The organism is Roseibium sp. R5 (assembly GCF_055755305.1).
Window position 1 is genome coordinate 750619 of record NZ_CM146910.1, and the last position, 17652, is coordinate 768270.

Genomic DNA, 17652 nt, shown 5'->3' on the forward strand with positions numbered 1-17652 from the left:
AGATTGGCTGTCGCGCGTCAAATGACGTCTCCTTAGGCGGCCGGGGCCGGAATGGCACCGGATCCATCAGCAGTATCTTGCCCCGCAATCAGCCGTCCGAACAGCGAATTGCTTCCGATCTCAACGATTTCCACCGCTTGTACACTGCCGATCATGGACTCTGGTGCATCCAGCTGGACCGGCTGCAACCATGGAGACTTGCCAACAAGCTGTCCCGGGTTCCGGCCCTTCTTTTCCAAAAGCACATCGCAGGTCATCCCTTTGCGGGACGCATTGAAGGCTTTTTGTTGCTCGCTCAGAAGCGCTTGGAGTTCCTGCAGGCGCGCAGATTTGACGTCTTCCGGCACCTGATCTTCCATGGTCGCCCCAGGCGTGCCGGGGCGTTGACTGTATTTGAACGAGAAGGCAGAGCCATATTCAACACGGCGGATCAGATCCATCGTGTCTTCAAAGTCCTGATCTGTTTCGCCTGGGAAACCGACAATGAAGTCGCCGGAAAGGGCAATGTCGGGCGCTGCTTCCCGAATCCGGTCGATCAGTCGGAAATACTCATCCCGCGTGTGCTTGCGGTTCATGGCCTTCAAAATCTTGTCAGACCCGGACTGCACCGGCAGATGAAGATAGGGCATCAGGCTCTTCAGTTCCCGGTGGGCTTCAATCAGATCATCGTCCATGTCGCGCGGGTGGCTGGTCGTGTAGCGGAGCCGATCCAGCCCATCAATTTCCGACAAGCGGCGCAAAAGCTTACCCAACCCCCAGGTTGACCCATCCGCAGCTTCGCCGTGATAGGCATTGACGTTCTGGCCAAGCAGAGTCACCTCCCGCACACCAGAGGCTGCCATGCGCTGAGCTTCGGTAACAATCTGTTCCACGGACCGGGAGACTTCGGCACCGCGGGTATAAGGAACGACGCAGAAGGTACAGAACTTGTCGCAGCCTTCCTGAACCGTCAGGAATGCGGCCGGTGGGCGTTTCATGATCGGCTTTTCAGCCCGCTCAGACAAATGGTCAAACTTCGCATCGATGTCGAACTCTGTTTCGACAACTTTCTGGCCTTGGCGCGCCTTGTCCAAAAGCGAGGGCAGCTGATGATAGCTCTGCGGACCAACGACCATGTCGACGATCGGTGCCCGGCGGGAGATTTCCTCGCCTTCCGCCTGCGCCACACAGCCGGCCACACCAACCATCATGTCCTTGCCGGCTTTCGCGCGTTCTTCCTTGACCTTCCGGATCCGCCCAAGCTCTGAATAAACCTTTTCAGCGGCCTTTTCCCGGATGTGGCAGGTGTTCAGAATGACCAGATCGGCCTCTTCCATGTCTTCAGTCGTGGAATAGCCCTGTGGTGCCAGCACATCGGTCATGCGCTCACTGTCATAGACGTTCATCTGGCAGCCGTAGGTGCGCACAAAAACCTTGCGCGTATTGTCACCTGATACGGTCTTTGTTTCCGCGGCTGCGGAGGTGTCCAGTTCTGCTTCCGGGCGGCTCGTCATTCGCTCCTCATGGTCCCTGTGGGACGGACGGCATATCTCGTGGTGATCGTGCTTTTGGGCGAGACTTTATCCCGCACCTGTGTCTGCCCGCGTTTAATCACGTCGGAGGCAGGCTGCACCTCAATTCAGGCGCCAGCTTTAGCGGTTTTTTCTTCATTTGAGAAGAACTCAGCAGCGTCGATTTCATCGGAATCGAACCGTTCGACCGGTTTTTGACGCAAAGCAGCCATGGTCAAAGCGCGGACCTCCCGTTCAAGCTGCTGTGTCAAGGCCTTGCGATCCGTTGTTTGGTCAACACGAACAGGCTCTCCCCATTGGACGGCAACATCGAGAGCACCATGCTTAAAGATGCCCCAAAGATGGCCCGCAAGCTCCATATCCCCGTACCAGGCGACGTGCGGACGGTGCACACGCCCCATCGGCATTCCGAACAAGCCCTGATAGGCAATCGACAACGGCTGGACCCAAACCGTGGTGTCTTGATCATTCCCCGCGGCGCGCGTTGCAGCTCCCAAAAGAGCCGAACGGAACGGCAAAACACAATTCCCATCGTTGGATGTGCCTTCCGCAAAGAGCACCATGGCATCACCGTCTGCCATCCGGCCGGCGATCGTGTCAGCAACTTCTGCCGTTTGCGATCGCCGGGTGCGGTTGACGAAAACCGTCCGCTGGAGCTTGGCAAAGAGACCAAAGACCGGCCAGCCGGAAACTTCCGACTTGGCGATAAAGGACAGCGGCATCAAAGAACCGATAACGGTGATGTCCACCCAGGAAGCATGGTTGGCGGCAATCAACAAAGGACGCTCTGCCGCAGGCTGCCCTTCCTGGTGAATGCGAATACCAACTAGGCCGGTTGCAATTTTATGCCAGAGATGAGGAAGGTGTTTCTGGATTGGGAGATTTAGCTTCACTGCAATCCATTGCAGTGGAATCAAGATCAGCGAGACGACCGTTAACACAAGGATCGTCAAAACCGCCTTGATTTCAGCCATCCGTGTCCCCGCCTTTTTTCGGATCGATCGGAACGCCATAAAGTTCCAATCGGTGATCCACCAGCTTGTAGCCCAGCTTCTTGGCAATGAACTCCTGCAAGGCTTCAATTTCCTCGTTCCGGAACTCGATCACCTGTCCGCTGCGCAGATCAATGAGATGATCGTGATGCTCATCGGGCACAGTCTCATAACGGGAACGGCCATCTCGAAAATCATGGCGCTCAACCATGCCGGCATCTTCAAACAGTTTGACGGTGCGGTAGACCGTAGAGATGGAGATTTTCGGGTCAATCGCAACAGATCGGCGATACAGTTCCTCCACGTCCGGATGCTCTTCTGAGGCCTGCTCGATCACTGAGGCAATCACACGGCGCTGTTCGGTCATGCGCATGCCTTTTTGGACACAAAGTTCCGCCAGCGATGGTATCCGCTCGTCCGTCATAAACTCCAATTGCCTTCCGCTTCCGGTTGGATCTCAAAGCGCTCTAACCAAGATCGACGCGCATGACAAGCGCTGTCCCGTCTCCTCCACTGTCGCTGTAGTATCCTTTTCGTTGGCCAACTTCCCGGAATCCAAGGGAGCGGTAGAGCAAAATCGCGGCTTCATTCGCCGAATCCACTTCCAGAAACAAGCTCTTGCAGCGTTCTCCATAGAGGCGGAACAATCCGGCCTCCATCAACTTCTTTCCAATGCCGCGGCCACGTTGGCGCGGATGTACAGCGATCGTGATCACTTCCGCCTCATCCGCGACTGTTCTAAGGATTAAGAAACCAAGTGGCCCCTGCGTTCCATAAGGGCTGGCCCGCCGCGCGACCAGAATGGACGTTCCGGATTGCGCCTTCATACGGGCAAGCTCTTCAACGTCCCAGGCATGTTTGAATGAAGCTGCGTGGATTTCGGCGACCTTCAGCAGATCTTCGTCCAGCGCCTCTTCAACGACAGGCGGCTGGCTCCAGAACCACCAAAAACTCATTGCCGTTCAATCCTTCCCTTCGTCTGCGGCGTCGCATCCGGCGGCCGCAAATACAATGGGGAGGGAGACGCCCCTCGCGGATCCGTTATGAGACCAAGCTCGGCAACGGCCCGTATTCCCGGATAACCGCACCTGGAAATCACGCGCGTGTCTTCCGCTCCCACTGCGTCGGCAACACGGTCTGCCGCCGAACCGGCAAATCTTATGTCCTCAGGCAGTGTCCCTGCAAGATCTGACAGGGTTTGGACACCGGCAAAGTCAAGTGGTTCGCCATCGTGAGAAAAGAGCTGACAATAAACTTCGTCGCCTTTTCCGGTGAGAGCGACGAGGATCGGGGGGCCATTGTCGCCGGATGCGCAGGACCGTGCGATCGCCGCCAATGTGGTAACACCGACAACCGGCTTTTCCAGAACCAGGCCAAAGCCGCGGGCAACGGCCAACCCGACACGAAGACCGGTGAAACTTCCCGGTCCAACGGTTACAGCAACCCGGTCGAGATCGGAAAAGGCTGTCGAGCTCTCGGCCATCACGGTTCCGATCATGTCCATGAGCTTCTCCGCATGGCCGCGCCCGATCTCTTCGCCGCAGGTTTCGAAACACGCTGAAGAGGTGCCATCGTCAAGAACGGCGGCAGCGCAATTGGCCAGTGCTGTATCGATTGCCAGAACACGCATGATAACTTGCCACTACCCCGGCCGCATCGCAGAGTCGAGCCGGGCTTTGGATCTAGGTCCAATGGGGGGCTTGAAACCCACAGAGAAATACCAGAGAGAATAAAAAGGCCCGGCAAGCAGGCCGGGCCAATAAAACAAAGCGGAAATTCGCTTTAGATTGGACGCACTTCCTCAACTTCCGGCACAAAGTGGCGCAAAAGATTCTGAATGCCGTGCTGAAGCGTTGCGGTCGAGGACGGGCATCCAGCGCAGGCACCACGCATGGAAAGGTAAACAATCCCCTCCTTGAATCCCTTGAATGTGATGTCGCCGCCATCTTGTGCGACAGCAGGACGCACGCGGGTTTCGAGCAACTCTTTGATGGTCGCGACCGTTTCCTGATCGCCTTCCTCAAAGAACTCGCCTTCTTCGATGTTTTCACTTTCACCGGCATTCATGACCGGCTGACCGGACATGAACTGTTCCATGATGACACCGAGAATTGCCGGCTTCATGTGCTGCCAGTCCGTGTCATCCTTGGTTACGGTCACAAAATCATGGCCAAAGAAAACGGCGGCAACGCCCGGCACATCAAAAAGCTTCTCTGCAAGCGGCGATGCACCAGCATCGGCCTTGGACCGGAAATCATACGTTCCTTCCGGCAGGACAACCCGTCCTGGAAGGAACTTAAGAGTTGCCGGGTTCGGTGTGGCTTCGGTTTGAATGAACATGTTTTCCGTCCTTGCGCTGTCCGCGCTGTGTCACCTGTGCGCCCAATGTGGCAAATGTGTTTGCGGCCTCTCCATCATCGCAAAACACCGATAGGATCTTCTAACCGATCCTGCGTCAGTTTGGAACCATTAAAAACTAGATAGGTTTTCGTCGCTGGGGATCAAGCGCCTCAGGCGTCTTTCCTCACAGCAGGTCAGGCTAGAGCAGCGATGGAATCATCATCCAGATTTCCCGGAACGATGGTCACAGGGATCGGAAAGGTTCCCGCGGACTTGCCAGCGATCGAGGAAACCAACGGCCCCGGCCCATCCGCGTTGGTGCTTGCCGCCAAAACGAGGATGGCTATGTCGGCATCAGCCTCAATCAGCTCCAGGATCTCTTCACTCATGGTGCCTTCACGGATAACCGTTTCCGGTTCCGTGCGGGCGACTGAGCGAACCCGTTGCGCTGCTTTTGCCAGAGTGGCTTCTGCCTCCTGGTGCGCTTCGGCACGCATGATGTCCTCAACACCCAGCCAATGCTGGAAATCCCCGCGTGCGATAATGAACAGCAATGTGACCACACCGCTGGTGCGCGCTGCCCGCTTAGCTGCATAGACAATTGCGCGATCACATTCCGGTGTGTCGTCGACCACCACCAGAAACTTCCGGCGGTGACCCTCTTCGTTACTTTTTCGAATTGCTACCATGACCACATGCTGCCACTGGTCCCGGCAAGCCGCAAGCGGCGAATTCGCAGCCTGCGATACCGGTCCAAATTACAGAATAAACTTCGACAGATCGACGTTCTTCGCCAGATCGCCAATGTTTTCGCGAACGAACTCTGCCGTGATCTCGACCTCTTCCCCAGACCGGTCCGGTGCCGTGAAAGAGATTTCGTCCAGAATCCGCTCCATGACGGTCTGCAAACGCCGTGCACCGATGTTTTCAACCGATCCGTTCAGATCCACGGCCACCGACGCGATTTCCTCAATGGAATCCTCGGTGAAAGACAGTTTCAGACCCTCGGTTTCCATCAGGGCGACATACTGCTTGATCAGGCTGGCCTCAGGCTCTGTTAGGATCGCCCGGAAATCTTCCTTGGTCAGTGCCCGCAGTTCAACCCGAATCGGCAGGCGGCCCTGCAATTCCGGCAAAAGATCCGAGGGCTTGGCAACATGGAACGCGCCGGACGCAATGAACAGAATATGGTCGGTGCGAACCGGGCCATGTTTGGTCGACACGACCGTGCCCTCGATCAACGGCAGGAGATCGCGTTGAACGCCTTCTCTTGAAACATCACCGCCAGCACGGCCTTCCCGGGCGCAGATCTTGTCGATCTCATCGAGAAAAACGATGCCCGAATTCTCTACAAGCGAGATGGCTTCCTCGACGATCTTGTCTTCATCCAGAAGCTTGTCTGATTCCGCATTCACCAAGAGCTGATGGGAATCGCGCACACTTGTCCGCTTCGTTTTCGTTTGGCCGCCAAACGCCTTGCCGAGCAGATCCGAGACGTTCATTACACCGACGCTCGCACCCGGCATGCCCGGCAAGTCAAAGCTTGGCATTTGTGCCTGTGCCGGCACTTCAACCTCGATTTCCTTGTCGTCCATTTCGCCATCGCGAAGCTTGGTGCGGAAGCTCTCCCGGGTGGCCGGGCTTGCATTTGAACCAACAAGCGCGTCCAGAACGCGCTCCTCTGCCAAGACATGGGCCTTGGCTTTCACGGATTCCCGTTTTTCCTCGCGAACAAGGGAGATACCTGCTTCCACAAGGTCACGGACGATCTGCTCAACGTCCCGGCCCACGTAGCCAACTTCGGTGAACTTGGTGGCCTCAACTTTGGTAAAGGGAGCCCGTGCCAGTTTCGCCAAACGCCGGGAGATCTCGGTTTTGCCAACACCGGTCGGGCCGATCATGAGAATGTTCTTTGGCAGAACCTCTTCGCGCATCTGCCCCTCAAGCTGCTGGCGGCGCCAGCGGTTGCGCAAGGCAATGGCCACCGCCCGTTTAGCGTCCTTCTGGCCAACGATGTAGCGATCGAGTTCAGATACAATTTCACGCGGAGAAAAGTCAGTCATTCAGGGGTTTCACTCGCACAGAAGTAGATGATCATTGCCGGTTATGTGGTCGCAGGAAGGTAGCGCAGCAAGGGCTGACCTGAAAAGGGCGCCAAAAGCACGCGCCGTAACAGGCTCCAGCCGGAGCCAATAAGCAGAATAAAACCACCCAGCAACAACAGGGTTACGGCAAAGGCGGCCTCTTCCGAAACATTGGCTTCCAGGATCAAATACCCGATTGCAAAACCAAGATAGCTCATTGCGGAAACCAGAAGGGCCCGCCGGTCAACAACCAGCGCCACGATTGCCAGAATCATAAACAGCGCGATGACAGCAACCGAGTAACCGACCGAACCTTGACCTGAGTAGCTGGAGACCAAGGCAAGGATCGAGTGCACGATAAATGGTGCGGCCATCAGATGAAGCCAAAAGGCCTTGTCGGAATTCAGCGTGACGCGGGCTGGATCCTTGATATCAAAGCTCATCGCCAATGCAAAGGTAACGAGCCCAAGAGCCAGGAAGAAACCAACGTGATACCGGTCGATCAGCCCGGGGGCCGCCATCTCAATAAGCACAGCCACGATGAACAGGCATCCGCCGGTGATCCCGGCAATCCCAACTGGAACCTTGAAGCGGAGGTAAAACAGCACCGCGCCTGCAAGGGCGACCAACGAGGTGGGGATTACCAGCCAAGTTTCATAGTTTTGCCGCCAGCCACCGAGGCTCAAACCGGTCAGGTCCTGATCAACGACCAGCCCGAAACACGCCATGAAGAAAAAGGGGGTGAATGTAAGGCTGAGCAGGAAAGACGGCAGAGCCAACCGCATGCGGCGGGAGAAAACTTCCGCCAGCCCCCAAATGGACACAGCGCCAACTGCGGAGATTGCCCAAGCCGGCAACAGGTTCTGCAAACCATACACCAGCCCGACCATCAGTATCCCGATCCCAAGACTGATAAAAATGTCATGGAAGCCGCGCACGAACCGCACTTCTTCGATGTCCGCGTGCGGCAATGTTTCAGCCAATGGACCAGTACCGCCGCGGCGGGTCCAGAAATCTGTAAGCCGCTCAGCCTGGTCTTCGGTCAAAATGCCCTCGGAGACGGCGGCCGCCAACCGCGCTGAATCCAGCGGGCTCTCTTTGTTGTTCAATTTTTGGCTCGCCTCGCTCAAGAGATCCTCCGTCCGGCATGCAAAGAAGTCTGTCAATCCGAATTTCTCAAGCTTCCGCCCGCCGGTAGTGCAAGCAAGGCAGAAGCACAGCAATCAGTTTTTCGATTTCGCCTGATTGCTTTTGCCTTGCATTGATCTGGATCGTTCGGGGAGCCTGGAAGACCTCCTTATTCGGCGGTTTCGAGGACTTCCACCGTGATGCTTTCGTTGGTGTAGACGCAGATTTCAGCGGCCACGGCCATCGCCTTGCGAGCGATCGTCTCCGCATCGAAATCTGTGTCAGCCAAAGCGCGGCCGGCTGCAAGCGCATAGTTGCCACCAGAGCCGATTCCCATGATCCCGCCTTCCGGCTCCAAGACGTCGCCTGTCCCGGTCAGCACAAGGGATGTGTTCTTGTCTGCAACCAGCATCATGGCTTCCAGCTTGCGCAGATACCGGTCTGTCCGCCAATCCTTGGCCAGTTCGACACAGGCCCGCATCAACTGGCCCGGATACTGTTCGAGTTTGGATTCCAAACGCTCAAACAAGGTGAAGGCATCGGCCGTTGCCCCTGCAAATCCGGCAATCACCTCACCTTTCGCAAGCGGGCGGACCTTGCGGGCCGTGTGCTTGATAACTGTTTGTCCCAGCGATACCTGACCATCGCCCGCGATAACCACTTTGCCGCCCTTGCGGACCATCATGATGGTGGTGCCGTGCCAAACGGCCGGCTCACGCGATTCGCTCATCTAATCCTCATAACGTCTTTGGTGCGGCGCTGTATGTAAGCATCCCGCCACAGTTTGAAAAGCGACCAGAGCGAGGAGACTGCTTTCACTCGCCTATTTCAGTGAGATAGCTCTATCCGGGTCGCGCGCAAAAGTGCATCGACCATCTTGTCGAGATTGGCGGATGCCCGCTCATCCGCGAGATCCCCCCGGCCATTGAAGGCCCCGCTTGCCTTTGCGACGGAAATCATCTGCGGCAAGACCATTGCGCCCAGCCCCACCTCAAGGATCGTTCGCATGCCGATCAGGCCACGCATGCCTCCGAAGCCGCCAGGTGATGCCGCGCCCACAGCGAAAACCTTGCCGCGATAGGCTTCTCCTGGCCCTTTCACCCGACTAATCCAGTCGAGCGTATTCTTCAAAAGCGGCGTGATTCCCGCGTTATACTCCGGGCAAGCGATAAAAACGCCGTCATGTTCGGCAAACAGTTTCTTTAGCTTTTCCGCGTTCTCCGGAACACCATCCGCCTCTTCAAAATCCCCGTCATAGATGGGCAATGGATAGTCTTTCAGCGAGATGCGCGTCACTTTCGCGTCCAGAATCGCCAGCTTCTTGGCAGCAAGAGCCGCAAGCTGGCTGTTGTAGGATCCAGCGCGTGCGGAACCGGACAATACGATAATTTTTGGGTTTCGCATGAAGCCCTCTCCAAAGACATTCAATCTGCTAGGGAAGCTTTAAGCTACGGTCAGTTGGCCTTCCGGTAAACCCAAACGCGGGCCGGAGGCAAGTTCTTCCAGATCCATTCCGAACTGTAGACCGAAACACTCCGTGTGAGTGGCTTCACAGGGGCTGCCAGACCGTAGGAAAACTGAACCAGCGGCGCACCGGGCTTCAAAAGCTGAAGAGCTTCTTCAACGAACGCTCGGCGGTGAACGTCCGGCCTGTTGAGCAGCGGCAAAGACGACACGATACCGTCGAGAACATGATTGGCTTCTGCCGCTTCACGCAAAAAACCACCCGGTTTGGAAAGGGTTTGCCTCAAGGCATAAGCGTCACCTTGCAGGACGGGCAAGCCTGGATACCGTCCGCCAAGGTGTTCACAAAAGTCCGTGCTGTATTCAATGAGGTTCAAATCGCGGTTCGAAAACCCGGCGTCAAACAGTGCTTTTGTCACCACACCTGTTCCCGGGCCGAGCTCAACGATTTTTGAATGCGGCCGCGGGATCAAGAAAGAGACCATTTTCGAAGCAAGTTCGGGTCCGGAGGGCGCAACAGCCCCCGTGCGAAGCGGGTTTTGCGCCCAGGAGCGGATGAACTTGACCTCATCCATAACTTTCATGCGGACCGCATCCGCTTTTTCAAGTTTGTCCCGAATGGCTTCCCGCTTGATCCCGATCCGCTTCAAAATCCACCCTCACACCTGTCATGAAATTTACATATAGGCGTGTTCGGTCAGCGTTACCAGAAGCGGGGCGCGGCGGTTATGTGCTTAAATTGTCGATAAAATCCTTGACCTTGGAGAAAAAGCCAGCCGACGCCGGGTGGTTTTCGCCCGAGGATTCCTTTTCAAACTCCGCGAGAAGTTCCCGCTGGCGTTTGGTCAAATTGGTCGGTGTTTCAACGGTGACCTGAATGTACATATCACCGTGCTGGCTGGACCGCATGACCGGCATGCCCTTGCCTCGAAGGCGGAACTGTTTTCCGGTCTGTGTTCCTTCCGGCACTTTCACACGGCTCGTTGAACCGTCGACCGTTGGCACATCGAATTGACCGCCGAGAGTTGCCGTGGACATGGAAATCGGAACGCGGCAATAAAGGTCTGCCCCGTCGCGCTGGAACAGGTCATGCGGACGGATGGACAAGAAAATATAAAGATCGCCGGATGGGCCACCGCGCACACCGGCTTCGCCTTCACCCGCAAGACGGATCCTTGTGCCGTCTTCGATCCCGGCCGGAATATTGACGGAAAGGGTCCGTTCCTGAGTATTGCGGCCCGAGCCGCCACACCCAGTACACGGATCAGAAATCACCTGTCCTTTGCCCTGACAGCTCGGACATGTGCGCTCCAGTGTAAAGAAGCCTTGTGCAGCCCGTACGCGGCCAGCGCCACCGCAGGTCCGGCAGGTCGTCGGGCTTGTTCCCGGTTTCGCGCCAGAGCCTGAACAGATGTCACAGGTAATGCTTGTTGGGACTTCGATTTCTACGGTCTTGCCGGTAAACGCATCTTCGAGTGTCACATCGAGGTTGTAGCGCAGGTCTGCGCCGCGCTCGCGGCCACCGGATCTCCGGCCACCACCGCCCATTCCGAAGAATTCTTCGAAGATGTCCGACATTGTCGAAGAGAAGTCATGGGCGCCGGCACCGCCACCACCGCCAAATCCGCCGTTTTCAAAGGCTGCATGGCCGAACCGGTCGTAAGCTGCGCGTTTCTGGCCGTCTTTCAGCGTGTCGTAGGCTTCATTGACTTCCTTGAATTTCGCTTCAGCTTCCGCATCGCCTGGATTGCGGTCTGGGTGGAACTGCATCGCCATCTTGCGGTAAGCGCTTTTGAGCGCCTTATCGTCCGCATCACGTGCAACTCCCAGAACTTCATAGAAATCACGTTTCGACATCAAGATCTCTCGGTCTTGTCCTGCCGGTGGCTGCCATTATCACTCAGCGCCATCACGGCAAAGGCGCAGGGCGCATGTGCCTTAAGTCAGGCAACTGCGCAACCGGCGCCGGAAATCAAGCAGCCAGCCGATAAACGGCTGGCTGCAAAGGTTTTAAGTTATGCAGACTTCTTGTCGTCGTCGTCTTTGACTTCTTCAAAATCCGCATCAACGACATCGTCATCGGCCTTTTCAGCATCGGCGTCACCGCCTTCAGCATTCGCCTCGGCATCGGCCTGGGCCTGCTGATACATGGCTTCGCCAAGCTTCATGGACGCCTCGGCCAGAGCCTGTGTCTTGGCCTTGATGTCTTCAAGGTCTTCGCCTTCGAGCGCGGTCTTCAGATCGCCAAGAGCGCTTTCGATCGCGGACTTGTCGTCTTCGGAAACCTTGTCGCCATAGTCGGCCAAAGACTTCTCAGTCGAATGAACGAGCGACTCGCCCTGGTTTTTGGCTTCGACAAGCTCTTTGCGCTTCTTGTCTTCGTCCGCATGCGCTTCCGCGTCCTTGACCATCTGATCGATGTCGGCGTCGGACAGACCACCAGATGCCTGAATGCGGATCTGTTGCTCTTTGCCCGTGCCCTTATCTTTCGCGGACACATTGACGATACCGTTCGCATCGATGTCGAAGGTCACTTCGATCTGCGGAACGCCACGCGGTGCCGGCGGCAATCCGACCAGGTCGAACTGACCAAGGACCTTGTTGTCCGCGGCCATTTCACGCTCGCCCTGGAAGACGCGGATGGTCACAGCCGTCTGATTGTCCTCAGCAGTTGAGAACACCTGGCTCTTCTTCGTCGGGATCGTTGTGTTGCGGTCGATCAGACGTGTGAAGACACCGCCGAGTGTTTCAATACCAAGAGACAGCGGAGTAACGTCGAGAAGAAGAACGTCTTTGACGTCGCCCTGCAGAACGCCGGCCTGGATGGCAGCACCCATGGCGACCACTTCGTCCGGGTTCACACCCTTGTGCGGTTCTTTGCCAAAGAACTTGTGAACAGTCTCCTGAACCTTCGGCATACGGGTCATGCCGCCGACAAGCACCACTTCGTCGATTTCACCAGCGGCCAGGCCTGCATCTTTCAATGCAGCTTCCATCGGCTTTACGGTACGCTTGACGAGATCTTCAACCAGCGCTTCGAATTTCGCACGGGTCAACTTCAAGGTCAGGTGCTTCGGACCGGACGCATCTGCAGTGATGAACGGCAGGTTGATTTCGGTCTGAGACGAGGACGACAGTTCGATCTTCGCTTTTTCGGCAGCTTCCTTCAGACGCTGCAGAGCCAGCTTGTCATTCTTCAGGTCAATGCCTTGCTCTTTTTTGAACTCGGCAGCCAGATAATCGACGAGGACCATATCGAAGTCTTCACCACCGAGGAAGGTGTCACCGTTGGTGGACTTCACTTCGAAGACGCCGTCGCCGATTTCCAGGATGGACACGTCGAACGTACCGCCGCCAAGGTCATAAACCGCGATGGTCTTGCCGTCGTTCTTGTCGAGACCGTAGGCCAGTGCGGCCGCAGTCGGCTCGTTGATGATCCGCAGGACTTCAAGACCGGCAATCTTGCCCGCATCCTTGGTTGCCTGACGCTGAGCGTCGTTGAAGTAGGCCGGAACGGTGATGACCGCCTGCTCGACCTTCTCACCGAGATAGCTCTCAGCGGTTTCCTTCATTTTCTGCAGAATGAATGCAGAGACCTGGGACGGGGAATACTTATCACCGTTGGCTTCTACCCACGCATCGCCGTTGTCGGCCTTGACGATGTCGAAGGGAACCAGCTTCTGATCCTTCGCGACGGTCGGATCATCGAACCGGCGGCCGATCAGGCGCTTGACTGCGAAAAGGGTGTTTGTCGGGTTTGTGACTGCCTGGCGTTTTGCCGGCTGGCCAACGAGACGCTCACCGTCGTCCGAGAACGCCACCATGGATGGGGTGGTGCGGGCGCCTTCTGCGTTTTCAATAACTTTGGAATCTTTGCCGTCCATGACGGCGACGCACGAGTTCGTCGTGCCGAGGTCGATACCAATGACCTTTGCCATTTTTGCCTCTCTTTCTAGCAAACCGATGAGACCCTTAAAGGCGTCAAACCGGCTCCTCTTTGGGTTTCCGGGATCTTCCCGGATGCCGCGCCGGGGCAACTGCCCAGGATTTGGCGCGACGCTTGACCGCTATATAGGTGGATGAAACTTTGCCTGCAAGAGACCTTTTCACAGGCTTTTACAGGCGTTGGGATATGTCGGCGATATTTCTTTGCAGAAGGTTACCGGCGACACCGCAGCTAAGCAGGCAGTGATGTTTTCAACGGTTTCACTTCGGAATTTGTTTAGCGGCCTCGCATAAACTGCTCCAGACCAATTTCCTGGCCCCGGAGACAGCAGCATGCGCAATCCCGACCTCTGGCACCGGATATCGAAGTGCCACCCCGATGATGTGGAGGCAGCATTCCCGTTTTCCCACCGTCTGGCCCGGGACAACGGATGGACCAAAAGTTTCGCGGCGCGTGTTGTTGTTGAGTATCAGCGGTTTGCCTATCTCAGCCAAATGAAGGCTGGGATGGTCACGCCCAGCGATGAAGTCGATCAGACCTGGCACCTGCATCTGACCTACACGCGTCATTATTGGGGACCATTCAAAGAAGCCTTGGGAGCAGCGCTGCATCACATGCCGACCAAAGGCGGTGTGGACCAGGCTCAGACATTTCGTAGGGCCTATGAGGAGACACTCGCTCTCTATCGCCAGGAATTTGGGGAGCCGCCCAGCGACATCTGGCCTCCTGCACACCTACGATTTGGCAGGGCACCGCATTTCCTCCGGATCAACACACAGGATTTCTGGGTTCTCCGCAAACCGGGCTGGCTTTCAATGATCAAAACTACTGGTCACTGTCTGCGACGTGTTCCTGCATCTCTTCAGGGGGTCGCTATGGTCCTGTTTGCACTTTTCGCAGGCACCGGTTTGGCCCTCGCACACGGCACACCGGCGGGCGACACCGTGCTGGAACAGCTCCGCAACATGGTGTGGCACTGGGCTACAGAGCATACGCTCTGGTTTTTCTTCGGGATTGTTGCCGTGGCGCTGGTCCTGATTGCACTGCTGAAGAAATCGACCAAAGGATCCGGCTGCGGTTCTGGTGGGTGCGGATCTGATGGGGGTGGTGGCGGAGGTTCCGGGTGCGGCGGATGCGGTGACTAAGGTTTTGATCTATATCTACACCCATGCAGACCATCGCCATCAACGGCCTAACCGGCCTCAAATATCTGCCGGAATATTTTGACAGAACGGTGCAGAAAGCACTTCTTGCCGACGTTCGGGAGGTCGTTGCCAAAGCGCCACTCTTTCTGCCCGTCATGCCGAAAACGGGAAAACCGTTTTCCGTCAAAATGAGCAATTGCGGTCCGCTTGGCTGGGTGTCCGACATCAACGGCTACCGCTATCAGCCAAATCATCCCGTATCCGGACAAATGTGGCCTGCCATTCCGGTGCGTCTCCTCGAACTCTGGAAAGCGGTGGCTCCTGGCGCCCCCGAACCGGAAGCCTGTCTCATCAACTTCTATGAACCCAGCGCCCGGATGGGCCTGCATCAAGACAGGGACGAAGCCATGTTTGATGCGCCTGTAGTTTCAGTCTCGCTTGGAGACACTGCAACATTCCGCGTTGGGGGGACCAACCGGAAGGATCCGACGAAATCATTCCGGCTGAATTCGGGTGATGTGGTGGTACTAGGCGGCGATGCGCGCCTTGCCTATCACGGCATAGACCGAATTCTCGGCGGCACGTCCAAGCTCTTGAAAAACGGCGGGCGGATCAACCTGACCCTCAGACGGGTGACAGCGCCGTAGGTCTCAATCTGTTTTGTAACTTGCCTCAAAACGCACCGGAAAATTCACCGAACGCGCAATGAAGCACACTTTGTGGATCTCACCGTGGATGGTATCCGCAGCGGTCAGATCCGTGCCCTCCGGTACTGTTATTGTCGGCCTTAGCGTCGCGCTTAAGAACCGACCGGCTCCACTCCGTTCGGTTTCACCCACGGCGCGCGGTACATCCTCGTAACCTAAAACGGCGATACCTGCGTTGCTGGCCAGATGCAGATACCACAACATGTGGCAGCTGGAGAGGGCGGAAAGCAAGAGATCTTCCGGGTTGTGAAGAGACGGATCGCCCCCCAGGACCGGATCATTCGAACATTGCACAGGCGGTTTCCCCTGTGTGCAAATTTCCCATGTTCGGTCATAGCCCTTGTAGGACTTTGTACCCTGCCCGCGGTTTCCCGTCCAAACGATTTTGGAGACATATTCATGGGTTTTGGTCATGCACCCTCACTAAATGTATACATTTATACATTTTGAAATTGCACGGCTTTGTCAAGTGCCTTAATCAGTCATCAGACGGCCTTTTTCGGAGGAACGATGTCCGCAGAACACATCGCTGACAGCTTGCAGGCAGATATCATCACAGGGCGATTCAAGCCCGGCGCGGAGTTGAAACAAGGGGAGATTGCTAAGCGGTTCCAGGTGAGCCGTATTCCCATCCGGGACGCCCTTCAGCTTCTGGCCGCCCGCGGCCTGATCGATCTTGTCCCGAACCGCAGAGCCCGTGTGATCTCGCTGACACGTGACGAAATCCGGGAAATCTATGACATCAGAATTCTGCTGGAATGCAATTGTCTCGCGGTAGCGATTGATCAGATCAGGGACACAGACCTGGAGCGGATTTCCGCAGCTTTCCGTCATTCATCCATCGATGCCGAAACCGCAAACTGGTCAGATGGAGACTGGGCCTTTCACAAGGCACTTTATTTGCCTTCCGGAAAAGCCCGCCAGATCGGCATGATCGACCAGCTTCGCCAAACCTGCCGCATTCATATTGCAGGATATAGCATCCTGCCAGACCAGACCGCTCAATGGCTTAAAGACCACCAAGACATCGTGGACGCGTGCCATATTCGGGATCGAGACAAAGCCACCCGTGTTTTGAAGCTTCACATCGAAGCTGCGGGCAGGACATTACTGGACGCCATACCGTGACAAACCGGTTCTAGTATCACAGGGTGACGTGAGCCGGAGCCCAAGAAACAAGTATCAACTGACCAGAAGTCCGATCTTTCCAGCATATCTCTTAGACAAAAACGCTTCTTGAGCCGCAACCATGTCTTTCAGCGGAAACGTTTTTGAGATCATGGGCCGGATTTCACCGCGCTCAATATATCCAATAAGGTCTTCAAACACTTTCGGATCCTGTCTGGTGCAGCCAAAAAATGCCAGGTCTTTGAGATAGAGCGTCCGCAAGTCCAACTCGACAATCGGACCTGCGATAGCCCCAGCAACTGCATACCGGCCACCATTTCTCAGACACTGAAGCAAATTCGGAAAGTTCGGCCCTCCGACAAGGTCAAGGACAACGTCATATGTCCCCTCAGGCAATGCATCCTCGCGGCCAAGGGTTTCGTCCGCCCCCATCTCTTTCAAGGCTTCGGACTTTTCCGGGGTCGTGACGGCCGTGACATGCGCGCCCCGGCGCTTGGCCAGCTGAATTGCAGCCGACCCAACACCGCCCGAAGCGCCGGTAATGAGGACATGCTCCGCACCGAGGGAACTCTTTTGAATCATTCCTTCCGCTGTTGAATACGCGCAGGGAAAGGACGCCAGTTCCACATCGCTGAGCTTTGAGGAGACTGCCAGCGCGTCTTCAGAATTCGCAACGGCATAGTCAGCAAACCCACCGTCGAATTCAGAGCCGAAGGTCACCAGCGGGAGATGCGCATGCTCAGGTTTCTTGGGCACCTGCATTGGCCGAACCAAGACACGTTCTCCGATGCAACCAGTATCCACGCCTTCACCAACGGCAACAACCTGCCCACAGCAATCTGCGCCTTGCACCAAAGGAAAGTTCAGCGCGCCCGACCAGCCACCATCTGTATTCGTAGCTCCGCCAGATCCTTCAGACGCGGTCGCAGCCGTATCGCCGCGGACGCTCTTTGAGTACCAGCCGATCCTGGTGTTGATATCCGTGTTGTTAATGGCTGCCGCCCCGACCTTGATCAAGACCTGCCCCGGCTCCGGGACCGGCACGACAAGATCCTCCCGCCATTGCAAACACTCAAGCCCCCCATGGGCAGTGAGCACCATGCCACTCATGCGGTTCGGTATGTCGGGCATCGGATCTCCATGCAGATAACAAAACAATACTGCATGGGTAGAATGATCTTTCTACCTCGTCAACAATACGGGTGTT

General features: G+C 56.3%; 19 protein-coding genes. 3 read left to right on the plus strand and 16 right to left on the minus strand.

From position 1 onward, the window contains the following. Window positions 1–32: 32 nt before the first annotated feature. The 14 genes from miaB to dnaK all read right to left on the minus strand — a co-directional run bounded on the left by miaB (window position 33) and on the right by dnaK (window position 13457). Entirely contained in the window at window positions 33–1493 is a 1461-nt protein-coding gene (gene miaB, locus AC0J4F_RS03495) for a tRNA (N6-isopentenyl adenosine(37)-C2)-methylthiotransferase MiaB (RefSeq protein WP_473025411.1), read from the minus strand. Between the two features lie 125 nt (window positions 1494–1618). Beyond that, complete coding sequence (gene olsA / locus AC0J4F_RS03500; RefSeq protein ID WP_473025412.1) at window positions 1619–2485, minus strand: lyso-ornithine lipid O-acyltransferase; 867 nt, start codon at window positions 2483–2485, stop codon at window positions 1619–1621. Beyond that, complete coding sequence (locus AC0J4F_RS03505; protein ID WP_473025413.1) at window positions 2478–2927, minus strand: Fur family transcriptional regulator; 450 nt, start codon at window positions 2925–2927, stop codon at window positions 2478–2480. The genes olsA and AC0J4F_RS03505 overlap by 8 nt, the downstream gene beginning before the upstream one ends. A gap of 43 nt (window positions 2928–2970) precedes the next feature. Then, window positions 2971–3459: a ribosomal protein S18-alanine N-acetyltransferase gene (rimI, locus tag AC0J4F_RS03510; protein WP_209178834.1), complete on the minus strand. Its 489-nt coding sequence runs from the start codon at window positions 3457–3459 to the stop codon at window positions 2971–2973. Further along, entirely contained in the window at window positions 3456–4133 is a 678-nt protein-coding gene (gene tsaB / locus AC0J4F_RS03515; RefSeq protein WP_473025414.1) for a tRNA (adenosine(37)-N6)-threonylcarbamoyltransferase complex dimerization subunit type 1 TsaB, read from the minus strand. The genes rimI and tsaB overlap by 4 nt, the downstream gene beginning before the upstream one ends. Window positions 4134–4285: 152 nt before the next feature. Beyond that, window positions 4286–4843 (minus strand): NifU family protein, encoded by a 558-nt coding sequence (locus tag AC0J4F_RS03520; protein ID WP_473025415.1) that lies wholly within the window; start codon window positions 4841–4843, stop codon window positions 4286–4288. A gap of 194 nt (window positions 4844–5037) precedes the next feature. Next, window positions 5038–5532 carry a universal stress protein gene (locus AC0J4F_RS03525; protein ID WP_040451306.1) on the minus strand — a complete coding sequence of 165 codons (495 nt, stop codon included), beginning with the start codon at window positions 5530–5532 and terminating at the stop codon, window positions 5038–5040. 69 nt (window positions 5533–5601) lie between these two features. Continuing rightward, the gene (gene hslU / locus AC0J4F_RS03530) at window positions 5602–6906 is read right to left on the minus strand and encodes an ATP-dependent protease ATPase subunit HslU (protein WP_209178832.1); all 1305 of its coding nucleotides are present in this window, start codon (window positions 6904–6906) and stop codon (window positions 5602–5604) included. 41 nt (window positions 6907–6947) lie between these two features. Next, entirely contained in the window at window positions 6948–8057 is a 1110-nt protein-coding gene (locus tag AC0J4F_RS03535; protein WP_473025416.1) for a hypothetical protein, read from the minus strand. Window positions 8058–8224: 167 nt separating this feature from the next. After that, a complete protein-coding gene (gene hslV / locus AC0J4F_RS03540) occupies window positions 8225–8785 on the minus strand; it encodes an ATP-dependent protease subunit HslV (protein ID WP_055672334.1) in 561 nt (186 codons plus the stop codon). Window positions 8786–8883: 98 nt separating this feature from the next. Then, window positions 8884–9459 (minus strand): NADPH-dependent FMN reductase, encoded by a 576-nt coding sequence (locus AC0J4F_RS03545; RefSeq protein ID WP_473025417.1) that lies wholly within the window; start codon window positions 9457–9459, stop codon window positions 8884–8886. A 50-nt stretch (window positions 9460–9509) separates the two neighbouring features. Continuing rightward, window positions 9510–10169: a class I SAM-dependent methyltransferase gene (locus AC0J4F_RS03550; RefSeq protein WP_473025418.1), complete on the minus strand. Its 660-nt coding sequence runs from the start codon at window positions 10167–10169 to the stop codon at window positions 9510–9512. Between the two features lie 76 nt (window positions 10170–10245). Beyond that, window positions 10246–11376, minus strand: a complete 1131-nt coding sequence (gene dnaJ, locus AC0J4F_RS03555; protein WP_473025419.1) for a molecular chaperone DnaJ — start codon at window positions 11374–11376, stop codon at window positions 10246–10248. Window positions 11377–11534: 158 nt separating this feature from the next. Continuing rightward, the gene (dnaK, locus tag AC0J4F_RS03560) at window positions 11535–13457 is read right to left on the minus strand and encodes a molecular chaperone DnaK (RefSeq protein WP_409685391.1); all 1923 of its coding nucleotides are present in this window, start codon (window positions 13455–13457) and stop codon (window positions 11535–11537) included. Between the two features lie 340 nt (window positions 13458–13797). On the opposite strand from dnaK, the gene AC0J4F_RS03565 reads away from it, so the two are divergent. Continuing rightward, the gene (locus AC0J4F_RS03565) at window positions 13798–14610 is read left to right on the plus strand and encodes a glycine-rich domain-containing protein (protein ID WP_473025420.1); all 813 of its coding nucleotides are present in this window, start codon (window positions 13798–13800) and stop codon (window positions 14608–14610) included. 23 nt (window positions 14611–14633) lie between these two features. Further along, on the plus strand, window positions 14634–15257 hold the full coding sequence (locus AC0J4F_RS03570; RefSeq protein ID WP_473025421.1) for an alpha-ketoglutarate-dependent dioxygenase AlkB family protein: 624 nt from the start codon (window positions 14634–14636) through the stop codon (window positions 15255–15257). 3 nt (window positions 15258–15260) lie between these two features. Here the strand turns inward: AC0J4F_RS03570 and AC0J4F_RS03575 are convergent, their stop codons facing one another. Next, the gene (locus AC0J4F_RS03575; protein ID WP_473025422.1) at window positions 15261–15731 is read right to left on the minus strand and encodes an OsmC family protein; all 471 of its coding nucleotides are present in this window, start codon (window positions 15729–15731) and stop codon (window positions 15261–15263) included. Window positions 15732–15827: 96 nt separating this feature from the next. On the opposite strand from AC0J4F_RS03575, the gene AC0J4F_RS03580 reads away from it, so the two are divergent. After that, a complete protein-coding gene (locus tag AC0J4F_RS03580) occupies window positions 15828–16445 on the plus strand; it encodes a GntR family transcriptional regulator (protein WP_209172071.1) in 618 nt (205 codons plus the stop codon). 54 nt (window positions 16446–16499) lie between these two features. Here the strand turns inward: AC0J4F_RS03580 and AC0J4F_RS03585 are convergent, their stop codons facing one another. Next, window positions 16500–17576, minus strand: coding sequence for an alcohol dehydrogenase family protein (locus AC0J4F_RS03585; protein WP_473025424.1), 1077 nt, complete (start codon window positions 17574–17576; stop codon window positions 16500–16502). Between the last annotated feature and the right edge of the window lie 76 nt (window positions 17577–17652).